This is a genomic window from Roseateles sp. P5_E8, from assembly GCF_054177665.1.
In genome coordinates, this window is the sequence record NZ_JBGCUM010000076.1 from 1 (window position 1) to 19,176 (window position 19,176).

Below are 19,176 nucleotides of genomic sequence, written 5' to 3' on the forward strand. Positions count from 1 at the left end.
CCTTCGGCTCCGAGCTGGGCATGGAGGACTACATCCGCGCCCGGTCGGACGTGTTCTTCACCGGTGCCGATGGCAGCCTGCGCAGCAACCGCGCCTTCTGCCAGGCCGCCGGCCACTACGCCTGCGATCTCTTCATCGGCTCCACGCTGCAGATCGACCTGCAGGGCAACAGCTCTACCGCCACGCTGGGCCGCATCACCGGCTTTGGCGGCGCGCCCAACATGGGCGCCGACGCCCGCGGCCGGCGCCACGCCAGCCCGGCCTGGCTGAAGGCCGGCCGCGAGGCGCGCGACGGGCTGCAAGGTGCCGCCGGCACACCGCGCGGCCAGAAGCTGGTCGTGCAGATGGTGGAGACCTTCCGCGAGCACATGCAGCCCGCCTTCGTCGAAAAGCTCGACGCCTGGACGCTGCAGGAGCAGGCCGGCATGGCGCTGCCGCCGATCATGATCTACGGCGACGACGTCAGCCACATCCTGACCGAGGAAGGCATCGCCAACCTGCTGCTGTGCCGCAGCGACGAGGAGCGCGAGCAGGCCATTCGCGGCGTGGCCGGCTACACGGCGGTGGGCCTGGCGCGGGATGCGCGCATGGTGGAGAACCTGCGCGACCGCGGCGTCATCAAGCGGCCTGCCGACCTCGGCATCGACCCGCGCAACGCCACCCGCAACCTGCTCGCCGCGCGCAGCATGCGCGACCTCGTGCGCGCCTCGGGCGGTCTCTACAGCCCGCCCAAGCGTTTCCGCAACTGGTGAGGATTTGATGAGCATCACTGGCCTCGAAACCCTGGATTACGCCTTCACCGGCACGCGTCCCGCTGGCGCCTTCACGCCGGTGCTGGTCGGCGTGGTCGGCTCCGGCAACCTCGAAGTGCTGCTGGAGCCGGCTGCCGGTGACGGCTGCGCCATCCACATCGAAACCTCGGCGCGAGGCTTCGGCTCGATCTGGTCAGCCGTTGTCAGCGACTTCCACCAGCGTCACCAACTCTCCGGCGTGCTGCTGTCCATCCACGACATGGGCGCCACACCGGCTGTCGTCAGCCTGCGGCTGGACCAGGCCGCGCAGGAGCTGCAGCCATGATGTCCTACGCTGAATGTTCGGCCCGCGAGCGCCTGGCATTGGTCGTCGATGCTGACAGCTTTCACGAGTGGCTGCCGCCCGCCATGCGGCTCACCAGCCCCCACCTGGCCCAGCTCGGCGTGCCGTCCTCCTTCGACGACGGCGTGGCCATCGGCCGCGCGACGTTGGCGGGCAGCGAGATCTTCGTCGCGGCTCAGGAAGGCCAGTTCATGGGCGGCGGCGTGGGCGAGGTGCATGGCGCCAAGCTCGTCGGCCTGATGCGCCGCGCGCTGCGCGACAGGCCGCGCGCCGTGCTGCTGCTGGCCGAGTCCGGCGGCGTGCGACTGCATGAGGCCAACGCGGGGCTGATCGCTGTGTCCGAGGTCATGCGTGCGCTGCTGGACGTGCGCGCGGCCGGCATCCCCGTCATCGTGCTGATCGGCGGGGCCAACGGCTGCTTCGGCGGCATGGGCATCGTCGCGCGCTGTGCCGACCACATCGTCATGAGCGACCTCGGCCGCCTGGCCATGTCCGGCCCCGAGGTCATCGAGGCTTCGCACGGCGTCGAGGAGTTCGACTCGCGCGACCGCGCGCTGGTGTGGCGCACCACCGGTGGCAAGCACCGCTGGCTGAGTGGCGACTGCGATGTGCTGGTGGAGGACGACGTGGCCGCGTTCCGCGCGGCGGCCATCGCGGCGCTGGATGCAGGTCGGCCAGTCACGCTGGCATTGCTTGAGGAAGAACATGCCAAGCTTGCTGCGCGGTTGAGCTTCAACGGTGACGAGGCCATCTCGCTGTGGGCGGCACTCGGCCTGCCCGACGCAGCCCATGTGCCCGACCTCGACGTGGCCGGCGTGCTGGCCCTGGGAGTCCACTGATGGACTGGCCCACGCTTGCAACCCAGCTGTTCGGTGCCGACCACGGCATCACGCGCGATGGCGACTTCCTGCGCGGTGAGGTCGAGTTCGACGGCGAGCCCATCGCCGTCATCGGCACCACCGACCACGCGCCCATCGGCGTTCAGCTCGCGCTGACCCAGGCCCGCGCCGTGCTCGACACGATGGCGCAGCACCCCGGTCGCGCCATCCTGCTGCTGATCGACACCCAAGGCCAGCAGCTGCGCCGCCGCGACGAGCTGCTGGGCATCAACCGCGCGATGGCCCATCTCGGCATGACCCTCGACCTCGCCCGCCGCCGCGGCCACCGCGTGCTGGGCCTTGTTTACGACCAGGCGCTGTCCGGCGGCTTCATCACGTCCGGCCTGATCGCCGACGCCTGCGACGCGCTGCCCGAGGCCGAGATCCGCGTCATGCGCCTGCCGGCCATGGCCCGCGTCACCAAGCTGCCCGAGCCACTGCTGGCCGAGCTGTCCGAGTCCAACCCCGTGTTTGCGCCTGGCGTGGGCAACTACGTGGCAATGGGCGGGGTGCGCCGGCTCTGGCAGGGCGACCTGGCCCAGGCGTTGCGCGAGGCGCTCGCAGACGCACCGACCGACGACCGCCGTGCGGAGGAGGGCGCCGCACGGGGTGGACGGCGGATGGCCGCAAGCGTCGCGCAACAGGTGCTGGACGCACCATGAGCGCCGTGCCGGGCCGCCCCAAGCAAGCTCGCTCCCGCTTGGCGGGACAGGCCGCAGGCCGAAGGGTGCACCAATGACGCCGCTGCACCGCCACCAGATCGCCTGGCTGTCGCGTGCCGGCTGGCAGCGCCTGCTGGGTGGTGCGTGGGACGGCGCGTCGCGCGACTGCCTGCAGCACTGGGCCGGGCACAGCCTGCCCGTTGTCGTCACGCGCCAGCCCGAGGATGACGGCGAGACCGTCGCTCTGGGCCTGTGCGCGCCGCGCCGCTGGCAGCGCCGCCGCCTCGCGCTGCGCGTGCCGCTGGCCGACGTGCTGTATTTCGACGAGTTCCCGCGCCTGGATCAAGTGGTTGGCCAGTTACCGGCCAGCGCGCGCGCGGCAGCTCGGCGGCTTGCGGCGCAGTTGCAGGCCTGTGGTGTGACGGCGCGCGTCTACGGCAGCCACGGCTGGCAGCAACTCACCGGGCTGGACCATCTGCGCGACGGCTCCGACCTTGATCTCTGGGTGGCCGTGGACGATGCCGGGCAGGCCGATGCCGTGACGGCGGCCTTGAGCGAGTTCGCGGCGCCAACGTTGCGCCTGGACGGCGAACTGGTGTTCGATGGCACCGCCGCCGTGGCCTGGCGCGAATGGCAGGCCTGGCGCGAGGGCAGGGCGCGCACGCTGCTGGTCAAGCGGCTGCATGGCGCCGCCATGGCCGAGTCCCTAAGCATGTTTGAAGGCGCCGAGGTGATGGCATGAGGCGCCAGCTTGCCCCGACCGCGCACGCRCCCAGCGCGCAGGAAATCGGCCGTGCCGCCACGCTGGCGCTGCATGACGAACTGGCGCTGACGCCCAAGCCCGGCCTCGTCACGCTGAGCGACCGCGGCAGCCACGCCGACATGGACGCCCACACGTTCATGCGCAGCCTGTTCGCACTGCGCAGCTACTTCGTGCAAATCGCCGAGCTGGGCGCCGCAGGCGCGCGCTTCGAGGCACTGGAGCGCTGCGGTATTGCGGCCGAAGCCCGCATGCTGGCGGCCACCGGCGGCATCAACACGCACCGCGGCGCGATCTTCATGCTGGGCCTGCTGTGCGCTTCTGCTGGTGCGCTGGCCGCGCAAGGCTGTCGCCTCACGCCGCTGGCGCTGAGGCAGACGCTGGCCGCACGCTGGGGCGACGCGCTGACCGCGCGCGCCCAGCGGCCGTCCAAGTTGCCCGGCGGCATGGCGGCATGCCGCCTCGGTCTGCGCAGCGCTTCCGCCGAGGCGGCACTGGGCTTTCCGACCTTGTTCGAGACGGCCGAGCCGGCCTTGCGGGCGGCGCGCGCGCGTGGCCTTGCATCGACGCCGGCCCGGCTTGACACGCTGTTCGCCGTCATGGCCCAGCTGGACGACAGCAACCTGGCCCACCGTGGCGGCCTCGAAGGCTTGCATTTCGCCCAGGCCGCTGCGCGCGACTTCCTGGCAGCGGGCGGCGCGGCAGCTCCGCAAGGCCTGGACGCGGCAAGGTCCTTGAGCGCCGAGTTCGTGCGCCGGCGCCTGTCGCCCGGCGGCGCGGCCGACACGCTGGCCGCCGCCTGCTGGCTGGAACGCCTCGGCTGAATGAGTCTCGCGCTGCTTTTCCCGGGCCAGGGCGCGCAGCATCCGCAGATGCTGCCCTGGCTCGATGCCCAGCCCGAGGCTGCTTCGACGCTGAAGGCTTTGAACGCCCACTTGGGGCGGGACTGGCGAGACGGCCTGGACGACGCCGGGTGGCTGAATGCCAACCGTGTGGCGCAACTGCTGCTCACGGGAATCGGCATTGCAGCCTGGCAGGTGCTGGCCACGCGGCTCCCCCGGCCGGCCGTCGTTGCTGGCTACAGCGTCGGCGAGCTGTCCGCCTTCGCCGTAGCCGGCGTGTTCGATGCGGCCACGGCTCTCGGTCTTGCCGCCGCGCGCGCCCAGGCCATGAGCGACTGCGTCGCCGACCGCCCCACCGGCCTGATGGCCGTGCAGGGGCCGCATGCGCTGACCGAGGCCGAATCGGCCAGCGGCTTGTCGGTCGCGATCCGCATTGGCGCAGAACGGGCCATCGTTGGCGGCCCGACTGAGGCTCTGGACGCCGCTGCAGTGCGTTGGGGTGGCATGGGCCTGCGCTGCACGCGCCTGCCCATCGGCGTGGCCTCGCATACGCCTGCGATGGCTGCGGCTGCGGCTGCCTTCGCCCGGCGTTTGGAGGCGGCGGATCTGCGCCAGCCTCAGTCAGCGGTGGTTTGCAACTTCACCGGCGCAGCCAGCCGCCAACTGGCCGTGCTCGCGCCGGCGCTGGCCGGGCAGATCGCCAGCACGGTGCGTTGGGACGATTGCATGGACAGCATCGCCGAGCGCTGCGCGCACTGCGTGCTGGAGGTCGGCCCCGGCACGACGCTGGCGGCGATGTGGCGCGAGCGCCACCCAGCGATTCCGGTTCGCTCGGTCGACGAGTTCCAGGGGCCGGAGGGCGTACTGCGCTGGGTGGCGCAGCAGTCGGCGTAGGTTTTGGGCCTCTCAGGACGCCAGCGGCTGCTGCTGTTCAGCGGCGAGCGCTGCAGCTTCCATCGGCGTGATGTTCTGCGCCAGTTGCCCCTTGGGGCCCTGCACCAGCTCGAATTGCACCTGGCTGCCCTGCTTCAGCGTCCGGAAGCCTTCCATCTGGATCGCCGAGAAATGGGCGAAGACATCATCGCCGCCGGCTTCCGGCTCGATGAATCCGAAGCCCTTGGCGTCGTTGAACCACTTGACTTTGCCCAGTGCCGTCATGTTGTCTCCATATTTTTAGCACCTCCCTGGAGAGGCGGACGAGATTCTGGTGACGCAAACACGGGCGTCAATTCGGGACCTTCCCGGCCGGGTTGAYCCTCAGAACCTGAGCAGGTTCTCGCTTGCAATTTCGCCCAGCGTCGCCAAGTGCCCGCAGTCGTCGAGGGAAACCACCCCGTCGATAGAATCCCGACATGCCTGTGCTCCCCGTTTTTTCTCCGCTAAACCAGTCGACTCCGCCCCCGCCCGTGCCTCCTCTGAAGCCGGGTAAGGACGAAGGCGACGGGGCGGTCGTCGTTGAGCGCCAGACGCAGAAAACCGAGCCCCCGCGGCTCTACCAGGTGCTGCTGCTGAACGACGATTTCACGCCAATGGAGTTTGTTGTCATGGTTCTGCAGGAATTTTTCCGGCATGACCTCGATACGGCGACGCAGATCATGCTCAAAATCCACCACGAGGGTCGCGGGGTCTGCGGTGTCTTCACCAAGGACGTCGCCGCGACCAAGGTGGAGTTGGTTCTGGCCGCCTCCCGGCGTGCCGGCCACCCCCTGCAGTGCATTATGGAGGCCGCATGATTGCGCAAGAGCTTGAAGTCAGTTTGCACATGGCGTTCGTCGAGGCGCGCCAGCAGCGGCACGAATTCATCACCGTCGAGCACTTGCTGCTCGCGCTGCTGGACAACCCGAGCGCCGCCGAGGTGCTGCGCGCCTGCGCGGCCAACCTCGATGACCTGCGCAAGAGCCTGACGCAGTTCATCAAGGAAAACACGCCCATGGTGGGTGGCAGCGACGAGGTGGACACCCAGCCCACGCTCGGCTTCCAGCGCGTCATCCAGCGCGCCATCATGCATGTGCAGAGCACGGGCAGCGGCAAGAAGGAAGTGACCGGCGCCAACGTGCTGGTCGCGATCTTCGGCGAGAAGGACTCGCACGCCGTTTACTACCTGCACCAGCAGGGCGTGACGCGCCTGGACGTCGTCAACTTCATCGCCCACGGCATCAAGAAGACCGACCCCGAGCCGCCCAAGGCGCCGGAAGGCCAGTCCCAGGGCCAGGAAGGTGAGCGCGAGGAAGGCGAGGGCGCCAGCGCCAAGGCGTCGCCGCTGGAGCAGTTCACGCAGAACCTGAACCAGCTCGCCAAGGACGGCAAGATCGACCCGCTGATCGGCCGCGAGGCCGAGGTCGAGCGCGTCGTGCAGATCCTCTGCCGCCGGCGCAAGAACAACCCGCTGCTGGTCGGCGAGGCCGGTGTCGGCAAGACCGCCATCGCCGAGGGCCTGGCCTGGAGGATCACCGAAGGCGAAGTCCCTGAGGTCCTCGCCGACTCGGTCGTCTACTCGCTGGACATGGGCGCGCTGCTGGCGGGCACCAAGTACCGGGGCGACTTCGAGCAGCGCCTGAAGGCCGTGCTGAAGTCGCTGAAGGACCAGCCCAACGCGGTGCTCTTCATCGACGAGATCCACACGCTGATCGGCGCCGGTGCGGCCTCGGGCGGCACGCTGGACGCGAGCAATCTCCTGAAGCCGGCGCTGTCGAGCGGCCAGATGAAGTGCATTGGTGCAACCACCTTCACCGAGTACCGCGGCATCTTCGAGAAGGACGCGGCGCTGTCGCGGCGCTTCCAAAAGATCGACGTGCCCGAGCCCTCGGTCGAGCAGACCATCGAGATCCTGAAGGGGCTGAAGAGCCGCTTCGAGGAGCACCACTCGGTCAAGTACGCGCTGGGCGCGCTGCAGGCAGCAGCGGAGTTGTCGGCCAAGTACATCAACGACCGCCACCTGCCCGACAAGGCCATCGACGTCATCGACGAGGCCGGTGCCGCGCAGCGCATCCTGCCCAAGAGCAAGCAGAAGAAGACCATCACGCGCGTCGAGGTGGAGGACATCGTTGCCAAGATCGCGCGTATCCCGCCCGCGTCGATCAACAGCGACGACCGCAGCAAGCTCAAGACGCTGGACCGCGATCTGAAGAGCGTCGTGTTTGGGCAAGACCCGGCCGTCGATGCGCTGGCCGCCGCCATCAAGATGGCGCGTTCGGGCCTGGGCCGGCCCGAGAAGCCGGTGGGCTCCTTCCTGTTCAGCGGCCCCACGGGCGTCGGCAAGACCGAAGTGGCCAAGCAGCTCGCCTACATCCTGGGCATCGAGCTGATCCGCTTCGACATGTCCGAGTACATGGAGCGCCACGCCGTCAGCCGCCTGATCGGCGCGCCTCCGGGCTATGTGGGCTTCGACCAGGGCGGTCTGCTGACCGAGGCCGTCACCAAGAAGCCGCACTCGGTGCTGCTGCTCGACGAGATCGAGAAGGCCCACCCGGACGTCTTCAACGTGCTGCTGCAGGTCATGGACCACGGCACGCTGACCGACAACAACGGGCGCAAGGCCGACTTCCGCAACGTCATCATCATCATGACGACGAACGCGGGTGCCGAGGCGCTGAACAAGGCCACCATCGGCTTCACCACGTCGCGCCAGCAGGGCGATGAGATGGTCGACATCAAGCGGCTGTTCACCCCCGAGTTCCGCAACCGCCTGGACGCCATCGTGTCCTTCCGCGCGCTGGACGAGGAAATCATCCTGCGCGTGGTCGACAAGTTCCTGCTGCAACTGGAAAGCCAGCTGCAGGAGAAGAAGGTCGAGGTCAGCTTCTCCGACGCGCTGCGCAAGCATCTCGCCAAGAAGGGCTTCGATCCGCTGATGGGTGCGCGGCCGATGCAGCGCCTCATCCAGGACACCATCCGCCGGGCGCTGGCCGACGAGCTGCTGTTCGGCAGGCTGGTCGACGGTGGCCGCCTCAGCGTTGACGTGGACGACAAGGGCGAGACCGTGCTGGACATCCAGCCCACGCCGCCCAAGCCGGCCAAGGACAACAAGCCCAAGGCCGAGCCGGCGACGGCCTGAGCCTGAGCCTCTCTTGGCTCTGAGTAGAAAGGGACGCCTCGGCGTCCCTTTTTTTCGTTCAGCCTGCCCGGTCTTGCTTGAAGAAGCCGGCTAGCAGCTCGTACATCGCCGGCTCCTCGGCGCGCATCGCGGCTGGGGCGACGAAGAAGGCCTCGACGGCGACGGCGAAGAACTCCTCGACAGCCTCGCCGCCGTATGGGTCGATCAAGGTCTCCTCGCCAGCGTCGATGCGCTTGCAGAAGCGCTCCCACTCGGCATCGATGACGGTGATCCATTGCTCACGCTCATCGGCATCCAGCGGCGGCACGCCGTCGGCCAGGCCATCGCGCATGTCGATGACGTGGGCGAACTCGTGGATGACGACGTTGAAAACCGCGTCCGCGCCGAACTGGGCTGGGTCGTCTGAGACAGCGACCGCGTTCCAGGCCAGCATCAGCGGGCCGCCTTCCATGGCCTCGCCGGCCAGTTCCTCGTCGTACTCGTGGACGACGCCGTCTTCGTCTTCAAAGCAGCGCTGCGCGACGACTTCGCCCGCGTGCATGACGATGCCGACAAAGCCGTCGTACCAGCTCAGGCCAAGGCGCAGCACCGGCAGGCAGGCCTGCGCCGCGACGGCGACGGCGACCTCGTCGGACACCTCGAATCCATCGACGCCGTGGAACTCCTTGGTCGACAGGAAGAGGCTGGACAGGCGCCGCAGCTCGGCGAGGTCGCCGTCGCTGCGTTGGGCCAGGAAGGGGTAGCGCAGCAGCGTCAGCTGCCACAGCGCATCTGGAATGGCGTGGCGCTCGACGGCGCGCTGTTCGCGCCAGCTGCGCAGGGCTTTCAGGATCACAGCGGGAGGCGTTGCAGGCCGGCGGCGGACAGGCGGGTCACGTCGCCGCGCGGCGGTGTCGAGTCCAAATCCCAGTCGGACAGCACGACTCGTTTGAGGCCATCGCCAAGGTCGTGGTTCGCCGGCCGATGCGTGTGCCCATGGATCATCGTCGTCGCGCCGGCCTCGGTCAGCAGCGCGCGGCAGGCGTCGGCATCGAGATCGGTAGCCATCAGCTGCGCCACCTGCGACTGGCGGCTCTGTGCCCGTGCCTGGCGGCCAAAAGCCTGGCGGTCGGCCAGGGGCTTGGCCAGGAAGTCGGCCTGCCATGCGGCGGAACGGCTGGTTGCGCGCCAGGCCTGATAGGCCGCGTCGTCCAGGCATTGCGCGTCGCCATGCGCCAGCAGCCAGCGTTGGCCAAAGGCGTCGAGCACGGTGGGGTCGGGCAGGGCGGTCATGCCGGCGTCCAGCAGCAGATCTGACCCGACGAGGAAGTCACGGTTGCCGGGCATGAAGAAGAGGTCCAGGCGCTGCGACGCGTCGCGCAGCAGGCGCACGACGCTGGCCTCGAAGGGCTCGTGGCGCGCGTCGTCGCCGACCCAGACCTCGAAGATGTCGCCGAGCAGCAGCACCGCTTGCGCAAGCGTCTCGGCGAGGTGCTGYTCAAGCCGGGCCASSGTGCCCGGCGTGTCCGGCCCGAGGTGCAGGTCSGACAGCAGGTCGACCTGCTGCCACTGCGCCGGGGCCGTCAGCGTGTGGATCAAACCTCGACGGCTTTTTCGATGACGACGTCTTCGACCGGCACATCGCCGTGGCCGCCGCGCGTGGCGGTCTTGGACTTCTCGATCTTGTCGACGACGTCCTGGCCCTCGACGACCTTGCCGAAGACCGCGTAGCCCCAGCCCGACGGGCTCTCGGACTTGAAGTCCAGGAAGCCGTTGTTGGTCGTGTTGATGAAGAACTGCGCCGTCGCCGAGTGCGGCGCGTTGGTGCGCGCCATCGCCAGCGTGTAGTGGGCATTCTTCAGACCGTTGTTGGCCTCGTTCTGGATCTGCGCGTCGGTGGGCTTTTGCTTCATGCCGACTTCAAAGCCGCCGCCCTGGACCATGAAGCCCTTGATGACGCGGTGGAAGACCGTACCGTCGTAGTGGCCCTTGCGGACGTAGCTGAGGAAGTTGGCGACCGACAGCGGCGCCTTTTCGGCGTCCAACTCGATGAGGATGTCGCCGTGGTTGGTGGTGAGTTTGACTTGGCTCATTTTTTTGCAGGCTCGATGACGGCCTTGGTGATGAAGATGGGCTTGATGGGCAGGTTCTCGTGAACGCTGACCGACTTGGTCTCGACGGCGCGGATCTTGTCGACAACGTCCATGCCTTCGACGACCTGGCCGAAGACGGCGTAGCCGGTGCCGATGCGACCGACATCGGCATTGAGGTTGTAGTTGTCGACGACGTTGATGAAGAACTGCGACGTCGCCGAGTTGGGGTCACCTGTGCGCGCCATCGCGATGGTGCCGCGCAGGTTGGGCAACTCGTTGCCCGACTCCAGCGGGATGGGCGGTTTGGTCGGGCGCTGGTTCAGCTTCGCGTCATAGCCACCGGTCTGGATCATGAAGTTGCCGATGACGCGGTGGAAGATGACGCCGTTGTAGTGGCCGGACTTCACGTATTGCAGAAAGTTGGCCACCGTCTTGGGCGCCTTCTCGGCATTCAGCTCGATGCGGATGTCGCCTTCGGTGGTCTGCAGCTTGACGGTCTGTGCAGAGGCACCGGCGGCGGCCAGCAGGGCGGCGAGAAACAGAGCAGTCTTCGTCATGGGTTTCAGCGTGTCTTGTTGAGGGTGCCGGTCAGCGCCAGCGTGCGGCTGATCTTGCTGGACAGCTGCTCACTGGGTGCGAGAGAAAGCTTCTGTGCCCGCTGGTAGGCGCGCAGCGCCAGGCGCATCAGCACGTCGCCCAGATTCTCCTGCGCCTGGGCATGCTCGGGTTGCAGGCGCAGCGCCTGCTCCAGCGCGGCCTGGGCTTCGTCCAGTTCGCCGGCGGCGGCGTGCAGCACGGCGAGGTTGTTGTAAGGGTCGGCCAGGTCGGGGAAGTCCTGGGTCAGGCGCGTGAAGATGGCCTTGGCCTTGGCGTGCTCGCCCAGTTCCATGCGCATGACGCCGAGTGCAAAGCGCAGTTGCAGGTCCTCCGGCGTGCGGGCCAGGGCTTGCTCGACCTGCTCGACGGCCTGGGTCTTCTGGCCAGCCAGCCACAGGCGTTGGGCGCCGGCCAGGTCGTCGGCATGGGCGGGTGTGATGGCCAGCGCAGCGAGCAACGCGAGGGTGGTGAGGGGCAGGCGCATGAGGGTTGTAGCGGGGGGCGGCGTCAGGGTCGGCCGGTATACTGAAATCATTCTATGAGCCCCGCCTGGCCGGCCCCTGCGCGGGGCTACTTATTGGTGCAGGCGCCTGCCCCCAGTTTCCGTTTCACATGTCTCTGCGCGTCCACAGCTCCCTCAGTCGCACCCTCGAAGACTTCAAGCCGCTCGTGGCGGGCCAGGTGCGCATGTACGTGTGCGGCATCACGGTCTACGACCTGTGCCACATGGGGCACTTGCGCATGAACATGGCGTTCGACGTCATCTATCGCTGGCTGCGCGCCATTGGTTACGACGTTACGTACGTGCGCAACATCACCGACATCGACGACAAGATCATCAAGCGTGCCGTCGAGCGTGGCATCACCATCCGCCAGCTCACCGAAGAGATGACGGCCGCGATGCACGAGGACTTCGCCGCCGTTGGGCTGCTGCGCCCCGACCACGAGCCGCGTGCGACCGAGTACGTGCCGCAGATGCTGTCGCTCATCGAGCGCCTGGAAGAGCGCGGCCTGGCCTACCGCGCCGAAGGCGGCGACGTGAACTACGCCGTGCGCAAGTTCGACGGCTACGGCAAGCTCAGCGGCAAGAGCGTTGACGACCTGCGCGCCGGCGAACGCGTGGCGGTGGACGACGGCAAGCTGGATCCGCTGGACTTCGTGCTCTGGAAGGCGGCCAAGGCCGAAGAGCCGGCCGACGCCAAATGGGCCGCGCCCTTCGGCGAAGGCCGCCCCGGCTGGCACATCGAGTGCTCGGCCATGAGCTGCGCGCTGCTCGGCGAAAGCTTCGACATCCACGGCGGCGGCGCCGACCTGCAGTTCCCCCACCACGAGAACGAGATCGCGCAGAGCGAGGGTGCGGGCTACGGCTTTGCAAAGTACTGGCTGCACAACGGCTTCCTGAATGTCGACGGCGAGAAGATGTCCAAGAGCCTGGGCAACTTCTTCACCATCCGTGACGTGCTGCAGAAGTTCGACGGCGAGACGCTGCGCTTCTTCATGCTGCGCACGCACTACCGCCGGCCTTTCAACTTCAGCGACACGCATCTGGAAGACGCCCGCTCGGCGCTGACGCGGCTCTACACCGCGCTCGATGCCGTGCCGCCTGCTGACGTCACCATCGACTGGAGCGAGCCCAGCGCCGCCGCCTTCAAGACGGCGATGGACGAAGACTTCGGTACGCCCGGGGCCATGGCCGTGCTGTTCGACCTCGTCAACGAGGTCAACCGCGACCGCTCGCCGCAGAAGGCCGGGCTGCTCAAGGCGCTGGCCGGTGTGCTGGGCGTGCTGCAGCAGGAGCCGCGTGCCTATCTGCAGGGCGGCTCGGGCGGCGACGAAGCCGAGTGGATCGCCGAGCGGATCGCTGCGCGCGCCGCTGCCAAGGCGGCCAGGGACTTCGCCGGGGCTGACGCCATTCGCGCCGAACTCACGGCCAGGGGTATCGCGCTCAAGGATGGCGCAGACGGCACGACCTGGGTCAAGAGCTGATGGCTCCCGAAGTCATCCCGTCCTATTGGGACGAGGCCTGCAAGCACCTGGCCAAGCGCGACCGGGTCATGAAGAAGCTGATCCCACAGTTTGGCGAGGCCCGGCTGCAAGGCCACGGAGACGCCTTTGCAACGCTGGCCCGTTCCATCATCGGCCAGCAGATCTCGGTCAAGGCGGCGCAGTCGGTCTGGAACCGTTGGCTCGCGCTCATGCCCAAGCTGCAACCGGCGGCAGTGCTTGCGCTGGAGGTGGAATCCCAGCGCGCGGCCGGTCTTTCGGCGCGCAAGGTCGACTACCTGCACGACCTGGCCGAGCACTTCAATGCCGGCAGCGTCCACGTGCGCCAATGGGCACAGATGGACGACGAGGCCATCATCGAGGAGCTGGTCGCCATCCGCGGCATCGGTCGCTGGACGGCGGAGATGTTCCTGATCTTTCACCTGATGCGCCCCAACGTCATGCCGCTGGACGACGTCGGCCTGCTGAAGGGCATCGGCCTCAACTACTTTTCCGGCGAGCCCGTCTCCCGCGCCGAGGCGCGCGAAGTCGGCGACGCCTGGGCGCCCTACCGCTCGGTAGCGGTTTGGTACATTTGGCGCAGCCTGGATCCCCTACCGGTGGACACCTGATGAGCAAAAAACATTTCCTTGAATTCGAGCAACCGATCGCGGAACTCGAGACGAAGATCGAAGAGCTGCGCTACGTGCAAAGCGAGTCGGCCGTCGACATCTCGGAAGAGATCGACCGCCTCTCCAAGAAAAGCCAGCAGCTGACCAAAGAGGTCTACGCGAGCGTGGCGCCGTGGCAGGTCTACCAGATCGCCCGCCACCCGCAGCGACCGCAGACGCTGGACTACTGCTCGGAAGTCTTCACCGAGTTCCAGGAACTGCACGGTGACCGTCATTTCGCGGATGACGCGGCCATCGTCGGCGGCATCGCGCGCTTCAACGGCCAGGCCTGCATGGTCATCGGCCACCAGCGCGGCAGCGATGCCAAGGAGCGCACGCTGCGCAACTTCGGCATGCCGCGCCCCGAGGGCTACCGCAAGGCCCTGCGCCTGCTGAAGCTGGCCGAGAAGTTCGGCCTGCCGGTCTTCACCTTCATCGACACCATGGGTGCCTACCCCGGCATCGGTGCCGAAGAGCGCAGCCAGAGCGAGGCCATCGGCCGCAACATCTTCGAGATGGCGCAGCTGGAAGTCCCCATCATCGCCACCGTCATCGGCGAGGGTGGCTCTGGCGGCGCGTTGGCCATCGGCGTGGCCGACCAGGTGCTGATGCTTCAGTTCTCGGCCTATTCCGTCATCTCGCCCGAGGGCTGTGCCTCCATCCTCTGGAAGAGCAGCGAGCGCGCCTCCGAGGCGGCCGATGCGCTGGGCATCACGGCCCACCGCCTGAAGGCCATGGGCCTGATCGACAAGATCGTCAGCGAGCCCGTCGGCGGTGCGCACCGCGATGCCAAGCAGATGGCGTCCAACCTGAAGCGTGCGCTGTCTGATGCGCTGCGCCAGGTCAGCGACCTCAAGACCCGCGAGCTGGTCGACCGCCGCTACGAGCGCATCCAGGCCTATGGCCGCTTCAGCGACACCAAGGCTCGCTGAATCTGACGTTGTCGCGGTCGCCTTCAGTGGCGGCCTCGACTCCACCGCGCTGTTGCACGTTGCCACCCGGTCGGGTGCGCGCGTGCTTGCCCTCCACGTCAACCATGGCCTGCAGCCGCAGGCGGACGAATGGGCGGCGCATTGCGAGGGCATTGCACGCGAGTTCGGCGCAGCCTTCGCCGGCATGCGGCTGAGTGGCGCGCCTGGTCGCGGCGACAGCGTCGAAGCCTGGGCCCGCGAGGGCCGGCACCGTGCGCTGCACGACATGGCCGTTGCGGCGGGCGCCGACCTGCTGCTGCTGGCTCACCATCGCCGCGATCAGGCCGAGACCTTCCTGTTGCAGGCCATGCGAGGCGCCGGTACGGCCGGTCTTGCCGGCATGCCGCAGGCGCAATGGCGCGACGGCCTTTGCTGGGCGCGGCCCTGGCTTGAGCAACCGCGCGAACTGATCCAGGCCTATGCCGAGCAGCAGGGGCTGCGTTGGATTGAAGACCCGAGCAACGGTGACGCGCGCTTTGCCCGCAATCGGCTGCGGCAGACGGTGTGGCCGGCCTTCCCGAGTGCCGAGGCGGGTCTCGCGCAGGCCGCGCGCTGGGCTCAGCAGGCTGAGGCGCTGGCCGCCGAAGTCGCCGTCGAGGACCTGGCCGGGCTGTCGAGCCCGGAGCGTCTCGACCTTGCCGGCCTGGCCGCGTTGTCGCCCGCCCGCGCCAGCAATGCGCTGCGGGCCTGGCTGGCGCCGCACACCGCCGCGCCGGCCAGCCTCGTCGAGCGCCTGCTGACCGAATGGCGGCCGGGCGCGACGCTGTCGTGGCCTGCGCCGGGCGGTGTGCTCCATGCCTATCGCGACGGGCTGCATTGGGCGAGCGAGACGCTCGAGCCACCGCTGCCGTCCAGCGTTGACCTGAGCCGCCCCGGCCTCCATCTCCAGCCTGGCTGGCATGGTGGCTGGCTCGTCGAACCCGCTTCACCGGGTATCGCGCCCTCGCGTCTGGCCGCGTTGACCCAGAGTGCCCGCGCCGGCGCCGAGCAGTTCCAACGTGCGCCGGCCTCAGCGTCGCGCAGCCTGAAGAAGGCCTGCCAGGAAGCCGGCCTGCCGCCCTGGCGGCGGGGCGGGCCGCTGCTGTTCGACGCTGAAGGCCACCTCATCGCCGTTGCCGGGCTGGGCATGGATGCCCGTGCCTTCGCCGATCAAGATGAGCCGCAGCTGGCTCTAAGCTGGTTGGACGACTCCGCCTTGCCTCAGCGCGAAGGCCCGGCCGATTCAGCCGCATAAAATCGGGGGTTTGCGAGCGTGCCGTCCCGGCAGCTCACCTTAAGCCTTCGCTCAAACACATGGCTCTGATCGTCCACAAGTACGGCGGCACCTCGATGGGGTCCACCGAGCGCATCCGCAACGTCGCCAAGCGCGTCGCCAAATGGGCGCGCGCCGGCCACCAGATGGTGGTCGTGCCCTCGGCGATGAGCGGCGAGACCAATCGCCTGCTCGGCCTGGCCAAGGAGTTGTCGCCGGCCAAGCACACGTCGGCCCTGGCGCGCGAGTTGGATGCGATTGCCGCCACCGGCGAGCAGGTCTCCGTCGGTCTGCTCGCCATCGCGCTGCAGGCCGAGGGGCTGGAAGCGGTCAGCTACGCCGGCTGGCAGGTGGCCGTGGCGACCGACTCGTCCTTCACCAAGGCCCGCATCGAGAGCATCGACGACAAGCGCGTGCGCGCCGACCTGGCCGCGGGCAAGGTCGTCGTCATCACGGGCTTCCAGGGCATCGACCCTGAAGGTCATGTCACGACGCTGGGCCGAGGCGGTTCCGACACCTCGGCCGTGGCGATTGCCGCGGCGATGAAGGCGGCGGAATGCCTGATCTACACCGACGTGGACGGCGTCTACACCACCGACCCGCGCGTGGTGCCCGAGGCACGCCGCCTGAGCACCATCACCTTCGAGGAAATGTTGGAGATGGCCTCGCTGGGCTCCAAGATCCTGCAGATCCGCTCGGTGGAGTTTGCCGGCAAGTACCGCGTCCCGCTGCGCGTGCTGTCCAGCTTCACGCCGTGGGACATCGACATCAATGAAGAGGCCGCCTCCGGCACGCTGATCACTTTCGAAGAGGACGAGAACATGGAACAAGCCGTCGTTTCGGGCATTGCCTTCAACCGTGACGAGGCCAAGGTGACGCTGCTCGGCGTGCCTGACAAGCCCGGCATCGCCTTCCAGATCCTGGGCCCGGTGGCCGAGGCCAACATCGACATCGACGTCATCATCCAGAACGTCTCGCACGACGGCAAGACCGACTTCTCCTTCACCGTGCACCGCAACGACTACACGCGCACGATGGAGTTGTTGCAGAACACCGTCGGCCCGGCCACCAATGCCAGCAAGGTCGTGGGCGACCCCAAGATCTGCAAGGTCTCTATCGTCGGCATCGGCATGCGCTCGCATGTCGGCGTCGCCAGCAAGATGTTCCGCGCGCTGAGCGAGGAGGGCATCAACATCCAGATGATCTCCACGAGCGAGATCAAGACCAGCGTCGTCATCGACGAGAAGTACATGGAGCTGGCCGTGCGCGCACTGCACAAGGCGTTTGATCTGGACCAGGACGCTGTGGCGGCTTGATTCCCGGAAAAGAGCGCTCCGCGTTGGTATAGAATTCGCGGCTGTGCTGGAGACGTGACCGAGTGGCCGAAGGTGCTCCCCTGCTAAGGGAGTATTTGCGCTAAAACGCGAATCGAGGGTTCGAATCCCTCCGTCTCCTCCAAAGCACTCCCTGAAAAGCCGCTTCCAGCGGCTTTTTTCTTGCCCGCTCGCTTCAGGGCAGCAGCGGCAGCTCGTAGTAGCGGCTCCAGGTCGACAGCGCCGGCCGTGCCAGGCCGTTCTCGTCGTACAGGCCGAGGTTGCGGAAATATTTGTAGAACTCGACGAAGCGCGGGTTCTCGGCTTCCTCGAGCAGGCGCTGCCAGTGCTGCTGGATGTCGCGCACCGTGTAGTTGACGACGAATGCGACCGGGTTGGGCATGGCCGACAGCTCGTAGAGCAGCAGTTCCAGGTGCCGCTGCTGCTTGTCCGGGTTGGCCGCGAACAGCCAGCTGTCGATCAGGAAGGGCGTGCCGGAATAGCCGCTTTCCGTGATCGCCACCGGCATGGTGTCGGGCACGCCGGCCTCCTTCATGAAGCGCAGCATGGACTTGAACGCCACCGGCGGCTGCGTGTAGGCGTTGTACTTGCCGTAGTGCGGGTAGTAGGACAGGCCCACCAGGTCGATGTAAGGCACCAAGCTGGCCAGGCCCTGGCGCAGGCGTTCGCGCACGCCCGGCTCCATCTCGTCGTACTTGTAGGCCGAGCCCGTGGCCTCGGTCGGCGACTCGATCAGGTGGCCGAACTCATCGGTCATGAAGGACGTCGCCGAGAAGGACACGAAGAGCTTGGTGTTGCGGGCCTCGGGGCGCTGCTTGAGCTGTTCGAAGATGAAGCGGTGCAGTTCGACATAGCGCTGGAAGGCGGCCGCGTCGGCGACGTCGGTGGCGCTGACTTCGATGGCGAAGCACAGGTAGTCGGGCTTGAAGTAGCTCAGCGTGCGCAGCGCGTACTTCAGATAGGCCCATTTCACCTCCTGGGCGTCGAAGCTGAGACTGTCGAAGGGCGCTGGCGCCAGCCGGCGCTCGCCGTCGGCGACGACGCCGTTGCCCACGCGCTTGAAGTCGGCCGTGTAGGTGAAGCCCTCGCCATAGCCCCACATCGGCGCCAGCACGGTGCGTGGGATGCCCAGCGGATTGATGGACACCAGCCGCTTCTTGCCGGCCGGCAGCCGCTCGCGGTAGTTGCGCCAGGTGCCGATGACCGAGCCGGGGTAGGGCGGCTCGGCGGACGTGAAGGGGTCGAGCAAGGCCTCGAACCAGGGCACGCCGCCATCCATGTGCAGCGCGACGAGATCGCCGTGCTGGGCGACCTTGGCATCGGTGTAGGCGGCCACGCGGGCCTGCTCGGCCGGCTCGGGCGGCGTGTCGTAGGGTGTGAGCGTGAAGCCCATGTGGAACTTGCGGCTGGCCGGTGTCGGCAGCTCCCACCAGCCGCGCTCGAAGCCGAGCTGGCGCAGCGCACCATGGCTGGCCTTGGGCTGCCCGTCGGTCTGGCGAAAGCCATAGGAACTCGCCGTGGCGGTCTGAGCGACAACATCGTCCAGCGCTGAGACGGCGACCAGCGGAATCTGTTCCGCATAGGCGTCCCAGGCGTCGAAGAAGGCGCGCAGGAACTGGCTCTGCAGGACCTCCGAACTGCCCGCCGCCGCGGCCGAGGGGAAGGCGATGGGCAGCAGCGCGAGCGGCTTGCCCTGCGCGGCGGCAATGAGGTGCTCGACCATCGCGCGTGTCTCACGCGGGTCGAGGATGGCGGCTTCGGCCGGCGCATAGCGCACCATCATCCAGTCGCCTTCGCGGTGCAGGTCCTGCATCAGGCTGCGGCCGGGCTCGCGCAGGGAGCCGAGCAGCGTGCCCGAGACGCCGACCGGCAAGGCCTGGCCCCAGACGCTGCGTGCGTGCAGCCGCGTCTGCCTGACGAGTTGCGCGTAGGCAGCCCAGAACGCCGGGGCGTCGCGCGGCGGCTGCAGCAGGTCAACGTCGTTGCCCAGGCGCAGCGCCGTGAC

Annotated in this window: 21 protein-coding genes and 1 tRNA gene; 15 read left to right on the forward strand and 7 right to left on the reverse strand. The window is 67.9% G+C overall.

Going from position 1 to position 19,176, the window contains the following annotated elements; translation table 11 throughout:
- The 7 genes from ACXRVZ_RS25270 to ACXRVZ_RS25300 form a co-directional block, all read left to right on the forward strand.
- Positions 1-752, forward strand: a 752-nt coding sequence (locus tag ACXRVZ_RS25270; protein ID WP_458232970.1) for a malonate decarboxylase subunit alpha, incomplete at its 5' end; no start/stop codon positions are given.
- Between the two features lie 7 nt (positions 753-759).
- Positions 760-1,077 carry a malonate decarboxylase acyl carrier protein gene (gene mdcC / locus ACXRVZ_RS25275; protein WP_457426959.1) on the forward strand — a complete coding sequence of 106 codons (318 nt, stop codon included), beginning with the start codon at positions 760-762 and terminating at the stop codon, positions 1,075-1,077.
- A complete protein-coding gene (locus ACXRVZ_RS25280) occupies positions 1,074-1,934 on the forward strand; it encodes a biotin-independent malonate decarboxylase subunit beta (RefSeq protein ID WP_457426957.1) in 861 nt (286 codons plus the stop codon). Before mdcC ends, ACXRVZ_RS25280 begins: the two co-directional genes overlap by 4 nt.
- A complete protein-coding gene (locus ACXRVZ_RS25285) occupies positions 1,934-2,635 on the forward strand; it encodes a biotin-independent malonate decarboxylase subunit gamma (protein ID WP_458232971.1) in 702 nt (233 codons plus the stop codon). Before ACXRVZ_RS25280 ends, ACXRVZ_RS25285 begins: the two co-directional genes overlap by 1 nt.
- A gap of 73 nt (positions 2,636-2,708) precedes the next feature.
- Positions 2,709-3,377: a malonate decarboxylase holo-[acyl-carrier-protein] synthase gene (mdcG, locus tag ACXRVZ_RS25290; protein ID WP_457426953.1), complete on the forward strand. Its 669-nt coding sequence runs from the start codon at positions 2,709-2,711 to the stop codon at positions 3,375-3,377.
- The gene (mdcB, locus tag ACXRVZ_RS25295) at positions 3,374-4,219 is read left to right on the forward strand and encodes a triphosphoribosyl-dephospho-CoA synthase MdcB (RefSeq protein WP_457426951.1); all 846 of its coding nucleotides are present in this window, start codon (positions 3,374-3,376) and stop codon (positions 4,217-4,219) included. Before mdcG ends, mdcB begins: the two co-directional genes overlap by 4 nt.
- Complete coding sequence (locus tag ACXRVZ_RS25300; RefSeq protein ID WP_457426949.1) at positions 4,220-5,131, forward strand: acyltransferase domain-containing protein; 912 nt, start codon at positions 4,220-4,222, stop codon at positions 5,129-5,131. It abuts the gene before it with no gap.
- A gap of 12 nt (positions 5,132-5,143) precedes the next feature.
- Here ACXRVZ_RS25300 and ACXRVZ_RS25305 read toward each other — a convergent pair whose 3' ends face one another.
- On the reverse strand, positions 5,144-5,395 hold the full coding sequence (locus tag ACXRVZ_RS25305) for a cold shock domain-containing protein (protein WP_457426947.1): 252 nt from the start codon (positions 5,393-5,395) through the stop codon (positions 5,144-5,146).
- Between the two features lie 194 nt (positions 5,396-5,589).
- On the opposite strand from ACXRVZ_RS25305, the gene clpS reads away from it, so the two are divergent.
- Positions 5,590-5,970: an ATP-dependent Clp protease adapter ClpS gene (gene clpS / locus ACXRVZ_RS25310; RefSeq protein WP_457426945.1), complete on the forward strand. Its 381-nt coding sequence runs from the start codon at positions 5,590-5,592 to the stop codon at positions 5,968-5,970.
- Complete coding sequence (clpA, locus tag ACXRVZ_RS25315) at positions 5,967-8,291, forward strand: ATP-dependent Clp protease ATP-binding subunit ClpA (protein WP_458232972.1); 2,325 nt, start codon at positions 5,967-5,969, stop codon at positions 8,289-8,291. The genes clpS and clpA overlap by 4 nt, the downstream gene beginning before the upstream one ends.
- Positions 8,292-8,349: 58 nt before the next feature.
- Here the strand turns inward: clpA and ACXRVZ_RS25320 are convergent, their stop codons facing one another.
- Genes ACXRVZ_RS25320 through ACXRVZ_RS25340 form a run of 5 tightly spaced genes read right to left on the reverse strand, consistent with a single transcriptional unit; the run spans position 8,350 to position 11,444 of the window.
- A complete protein-coding gene (locus ACXRVZ_RS25320; RefSeq protein ID WP_457427019.1) occupies positions 8,350-9,123 on the reverse strand; it encodes a M90 family metallopeptidase in 774 nt (257 codons plus the stop codon).
- Complete coding sequence (locus tag ACXRVZ_RS25325; RefSeq protein WP_458232973.1) at positions 9,123-9,869, reverse strand: UDP-2,3-diacylglucosamine diphosphatase; 747 nt, start codon at positions 9,867-9,869, stop codon at positions 9,123-9,125. The genes ACXRVZ_RS25320 and ACXRVZ_RS25325 overlap by 1 nt, the downstream gene beginning before the upstream one ends.
- Positions 9,866-10,363, reverse strand: a complete 498-nt coding sequence (locus tag ACXRVZ_RS25330; protein ID WP_457426939.1) for a peptidylprolyl isomerase — start codon at positions 10,361-10,363, stop codon at positions 9,866-9,868. Before ACXRVZ_RS25330 ends, ACXRVZ_RS25325 begins: the two co-directional genes overlap by 4 nt.
- Positions 10,360-10,920, reverse strand: coding sequence for a peptidylprolyl isomerase (locus tag ACXRVZ_RS25335; protein ID WP_457426937.1), 561 nt, complete (start codon positions 10,918-10,920; stop codon positions 10,360-10,362). Before ACXRVZ_RS25335 ends, ACXRVZ_RS25330 begins: the two co-directional genes overlap by 4 nt.
- Positions 10,921-10,925: 5 nt before the next feature.
- On the reverse strand, positions 10,926-11,444 hold the full coding sequence (locus ACXRVZ_RS25340; protein WP_457426935.1) for a tetratricopeptide repeat protein: 519 nt from the start codon (positions 11,442-11,444) through the stop codon (positions 10,926-10,928).
- A 128-nt stretch (positions 11,445-11,572) separates the two neighbouring features.
- Between ACXRVZ_RS25340 and cysS the strand changes: the two genes are divergently transcribed.
- The 6 genes from cysS (at position 11,573) to ACXRVZ_RS25370 (ending at position 17,295) form a co-directional block, all read left to right on the forward strand.
- The gene (gene cysS / locus ACXRVZ_RS25345) at positions 11,573-12,946 is read left to right on the forward strand and encodes a cysteine--tRNA ligase (RefSeq protein ID WP_457426933.1); all 1,374 of its coding nucleotides are present in this window, start codon (positions 11,573-11,575) and stop codon (positions 12,944-12,946) included.
- A complete protein-coding gene (locus ACXRVZ_RS25350) occupies positions 12,946-13,575 on the forward strand; it encodes a DNA-3-methyladenine glycosylase family protein (RefSeq protein ID WP_458232974.1) in 630 nt (209 codons plus the stop codon). Before cysS ends, ACXRVZ_RS25350 begins: the two co-directional genes overlap by 1 nt.
- Entirely contained in the window at positions 13,575-14,546 is a 972-nt protein-coding gene (locus ACXRVZ_RS25355; RefSeq protein WP_457426929.1) for an acetyl-CoA carboxylase carboxyltransferase subunit alpha, read from the forward strand. The genes ACXRVZ_RS25350 and ACXRVZ_RS25355 overlap by 1 nt, the downstream gene beginning before the upstream one ends.
- Positions 14,515-15,819, forward strand: coding sequence for a tRNA lysidine(34) synthetase TilS (gene tilS, locus ACXRVZ_RS25360; protein ID WP_458232975.1), 1,305 nt, complete (start codon positions 14,515-14,517; stop codon positions 15,817-15,819). The genes ACXRVZ_RS25355 and tilS overlap by 32 nt, the downstream gene beginning before the upstream one ends.
- 59 nt (positions 15,820-15,878) lie before the next feature.
- Entirely contained in the window at positions 15,879-17,153 is a 1,275-nt protein-coding gene (locus ACXRVZ_RS25365) for an aspartate kinase (RefSeq protein WP_458232976.1), read from the forward strand.
- A gap of 48 nt (positions 17,154-17,201) precedes the next feature.
- Positions 17,202-17,295 (forward strand) — tRNA-Ser (locus ACXRVZ_RS25370).
- A gap of 51 nt (positions 17,296-17,346) precedes the next feature.
- Here ACXRVZ_RS25370 and ACXRVZ_RS25375 read toward each other — a convergent pair.
- On the reverse strand, positions 17,347-19,176 hold a 1,830-nt coding region (locus ACXRVZ_RS25375), incomplete at its 5' end, for a hypothetical protein (RefSeq protein WP_458232977.1).

Bases quoted from the DNA above. Each gene is read 5' to 3' on its own strand.
- mdcC (WP_457426959.1), top strand. From the start codon at position 760: ATGAGCATCACTGGCCTCGAAACCCTGGATTACGCCTTCACCGGCACG.
- ACXRVZ_RS25280 (WP_457426957.1), top strand. From the start codon at position 1,074: ATGATGTCCTACGCTGAATGTTCGGCCCGCGAGCGCCTGGCATTGGTC.
- ACXRVZ_RS25285 (WP_458232971.1), top strand. From the start codon at position 1,934: ATGGACTGGCCCACGCTTGCAACCCAGCTGTTCGGTGCCGACCACGGC.
- mdcG (WP_457426953.1), top strand. From the start codon at position 2,709: ATGACGCCGCTGCACCGCCACCAGATCGCCTGGCTGTCGCGTGCCGGC.
- ACXRVZ_RS25300 (WP_457426949.1), top strand. From the start codon at position 4,220: ATGAGTCTCGCGCTGCTTTTCCCGGGCCAGGGCGCGCAGCATCCGCAG.
- ACXRVZ_RS25305 (WP_457426947.1), bottom strand. From the start codon at position 5,395: ATGACGGCACTGGGCAAAGTCAAGTGGTTCAACGACGCCAAGGGCTTC.
- clpS (WP_457426945.1), top strand. From the start codon at position 5,590: ATGCCTGTGCTCCCCGTTTTTTCTCCGCTAAACCAGTCGACTCCGCCC.
- clpA (WP_458232972.1), top strand. From the start codon at position 5,967: ATGATTGCGCAAGAGCTTGAAGTCAGTTTGCACATGGCGTTCGTCGAG.
- ACXRVZ_RS25330 (WP_457426939.1), bottom strand. From the start codon at position 10,363: ATGAGCCAAGTCAAACTCACCACCAACCACGGCGACATCCTCATCGAG.
- ACXRVZ_RS25335 (WP_457426937.1), bottom strand. From the start codon at position 10,920: ATGACGAAGACTGCTCTGTTTCTCGCCGCCCTGCTGGCCGCCGCCGGT.
- ACXRVZ_RS25340 (WP_457426935.1), bottom strand. From the start codon at position 11,444: ATGCGCCTGCCCCTCACCACCCTCGCGTTGCTCGCTGCGCTGGCCATC.
- cysS (WP_457426933.1), top strand. From the start codon at position 11,573: ATGTCTCTGCGCGTCCACAGCTCCCTCAGTCGCACCCTCGAAGACTTC.
- ACXRVZ_RS25350 (WP_458232974.1), top strand. From the start codon at position 12,946: ATGGCTCCCGAAGTCATCCCGTCCTATTGGGACGAGGCCTGCAAGCAC.
- ACXRVZ_RS25355 (WP_457426929.1), top strand. From the start codon at position 13,575: ATGAGCAAAAAACATTTCCTTGAATTCGAGCAACCGATCGCGGAACTC.
- tilS (WP_458232975.1), top strand. From the start codon at position 14,515: ATGGCCGCTTCAGCGACACCAAGGCTCGCTGAATCTGACGTTGTCGCG.
- ACXRVZ_RS25365 (WP_458232976.1), top strand. From the start codon at position 15,879: ATGGCTCTGATCGTCCACAAGTACGGCGGCACCTCGATGGGGTCCACC.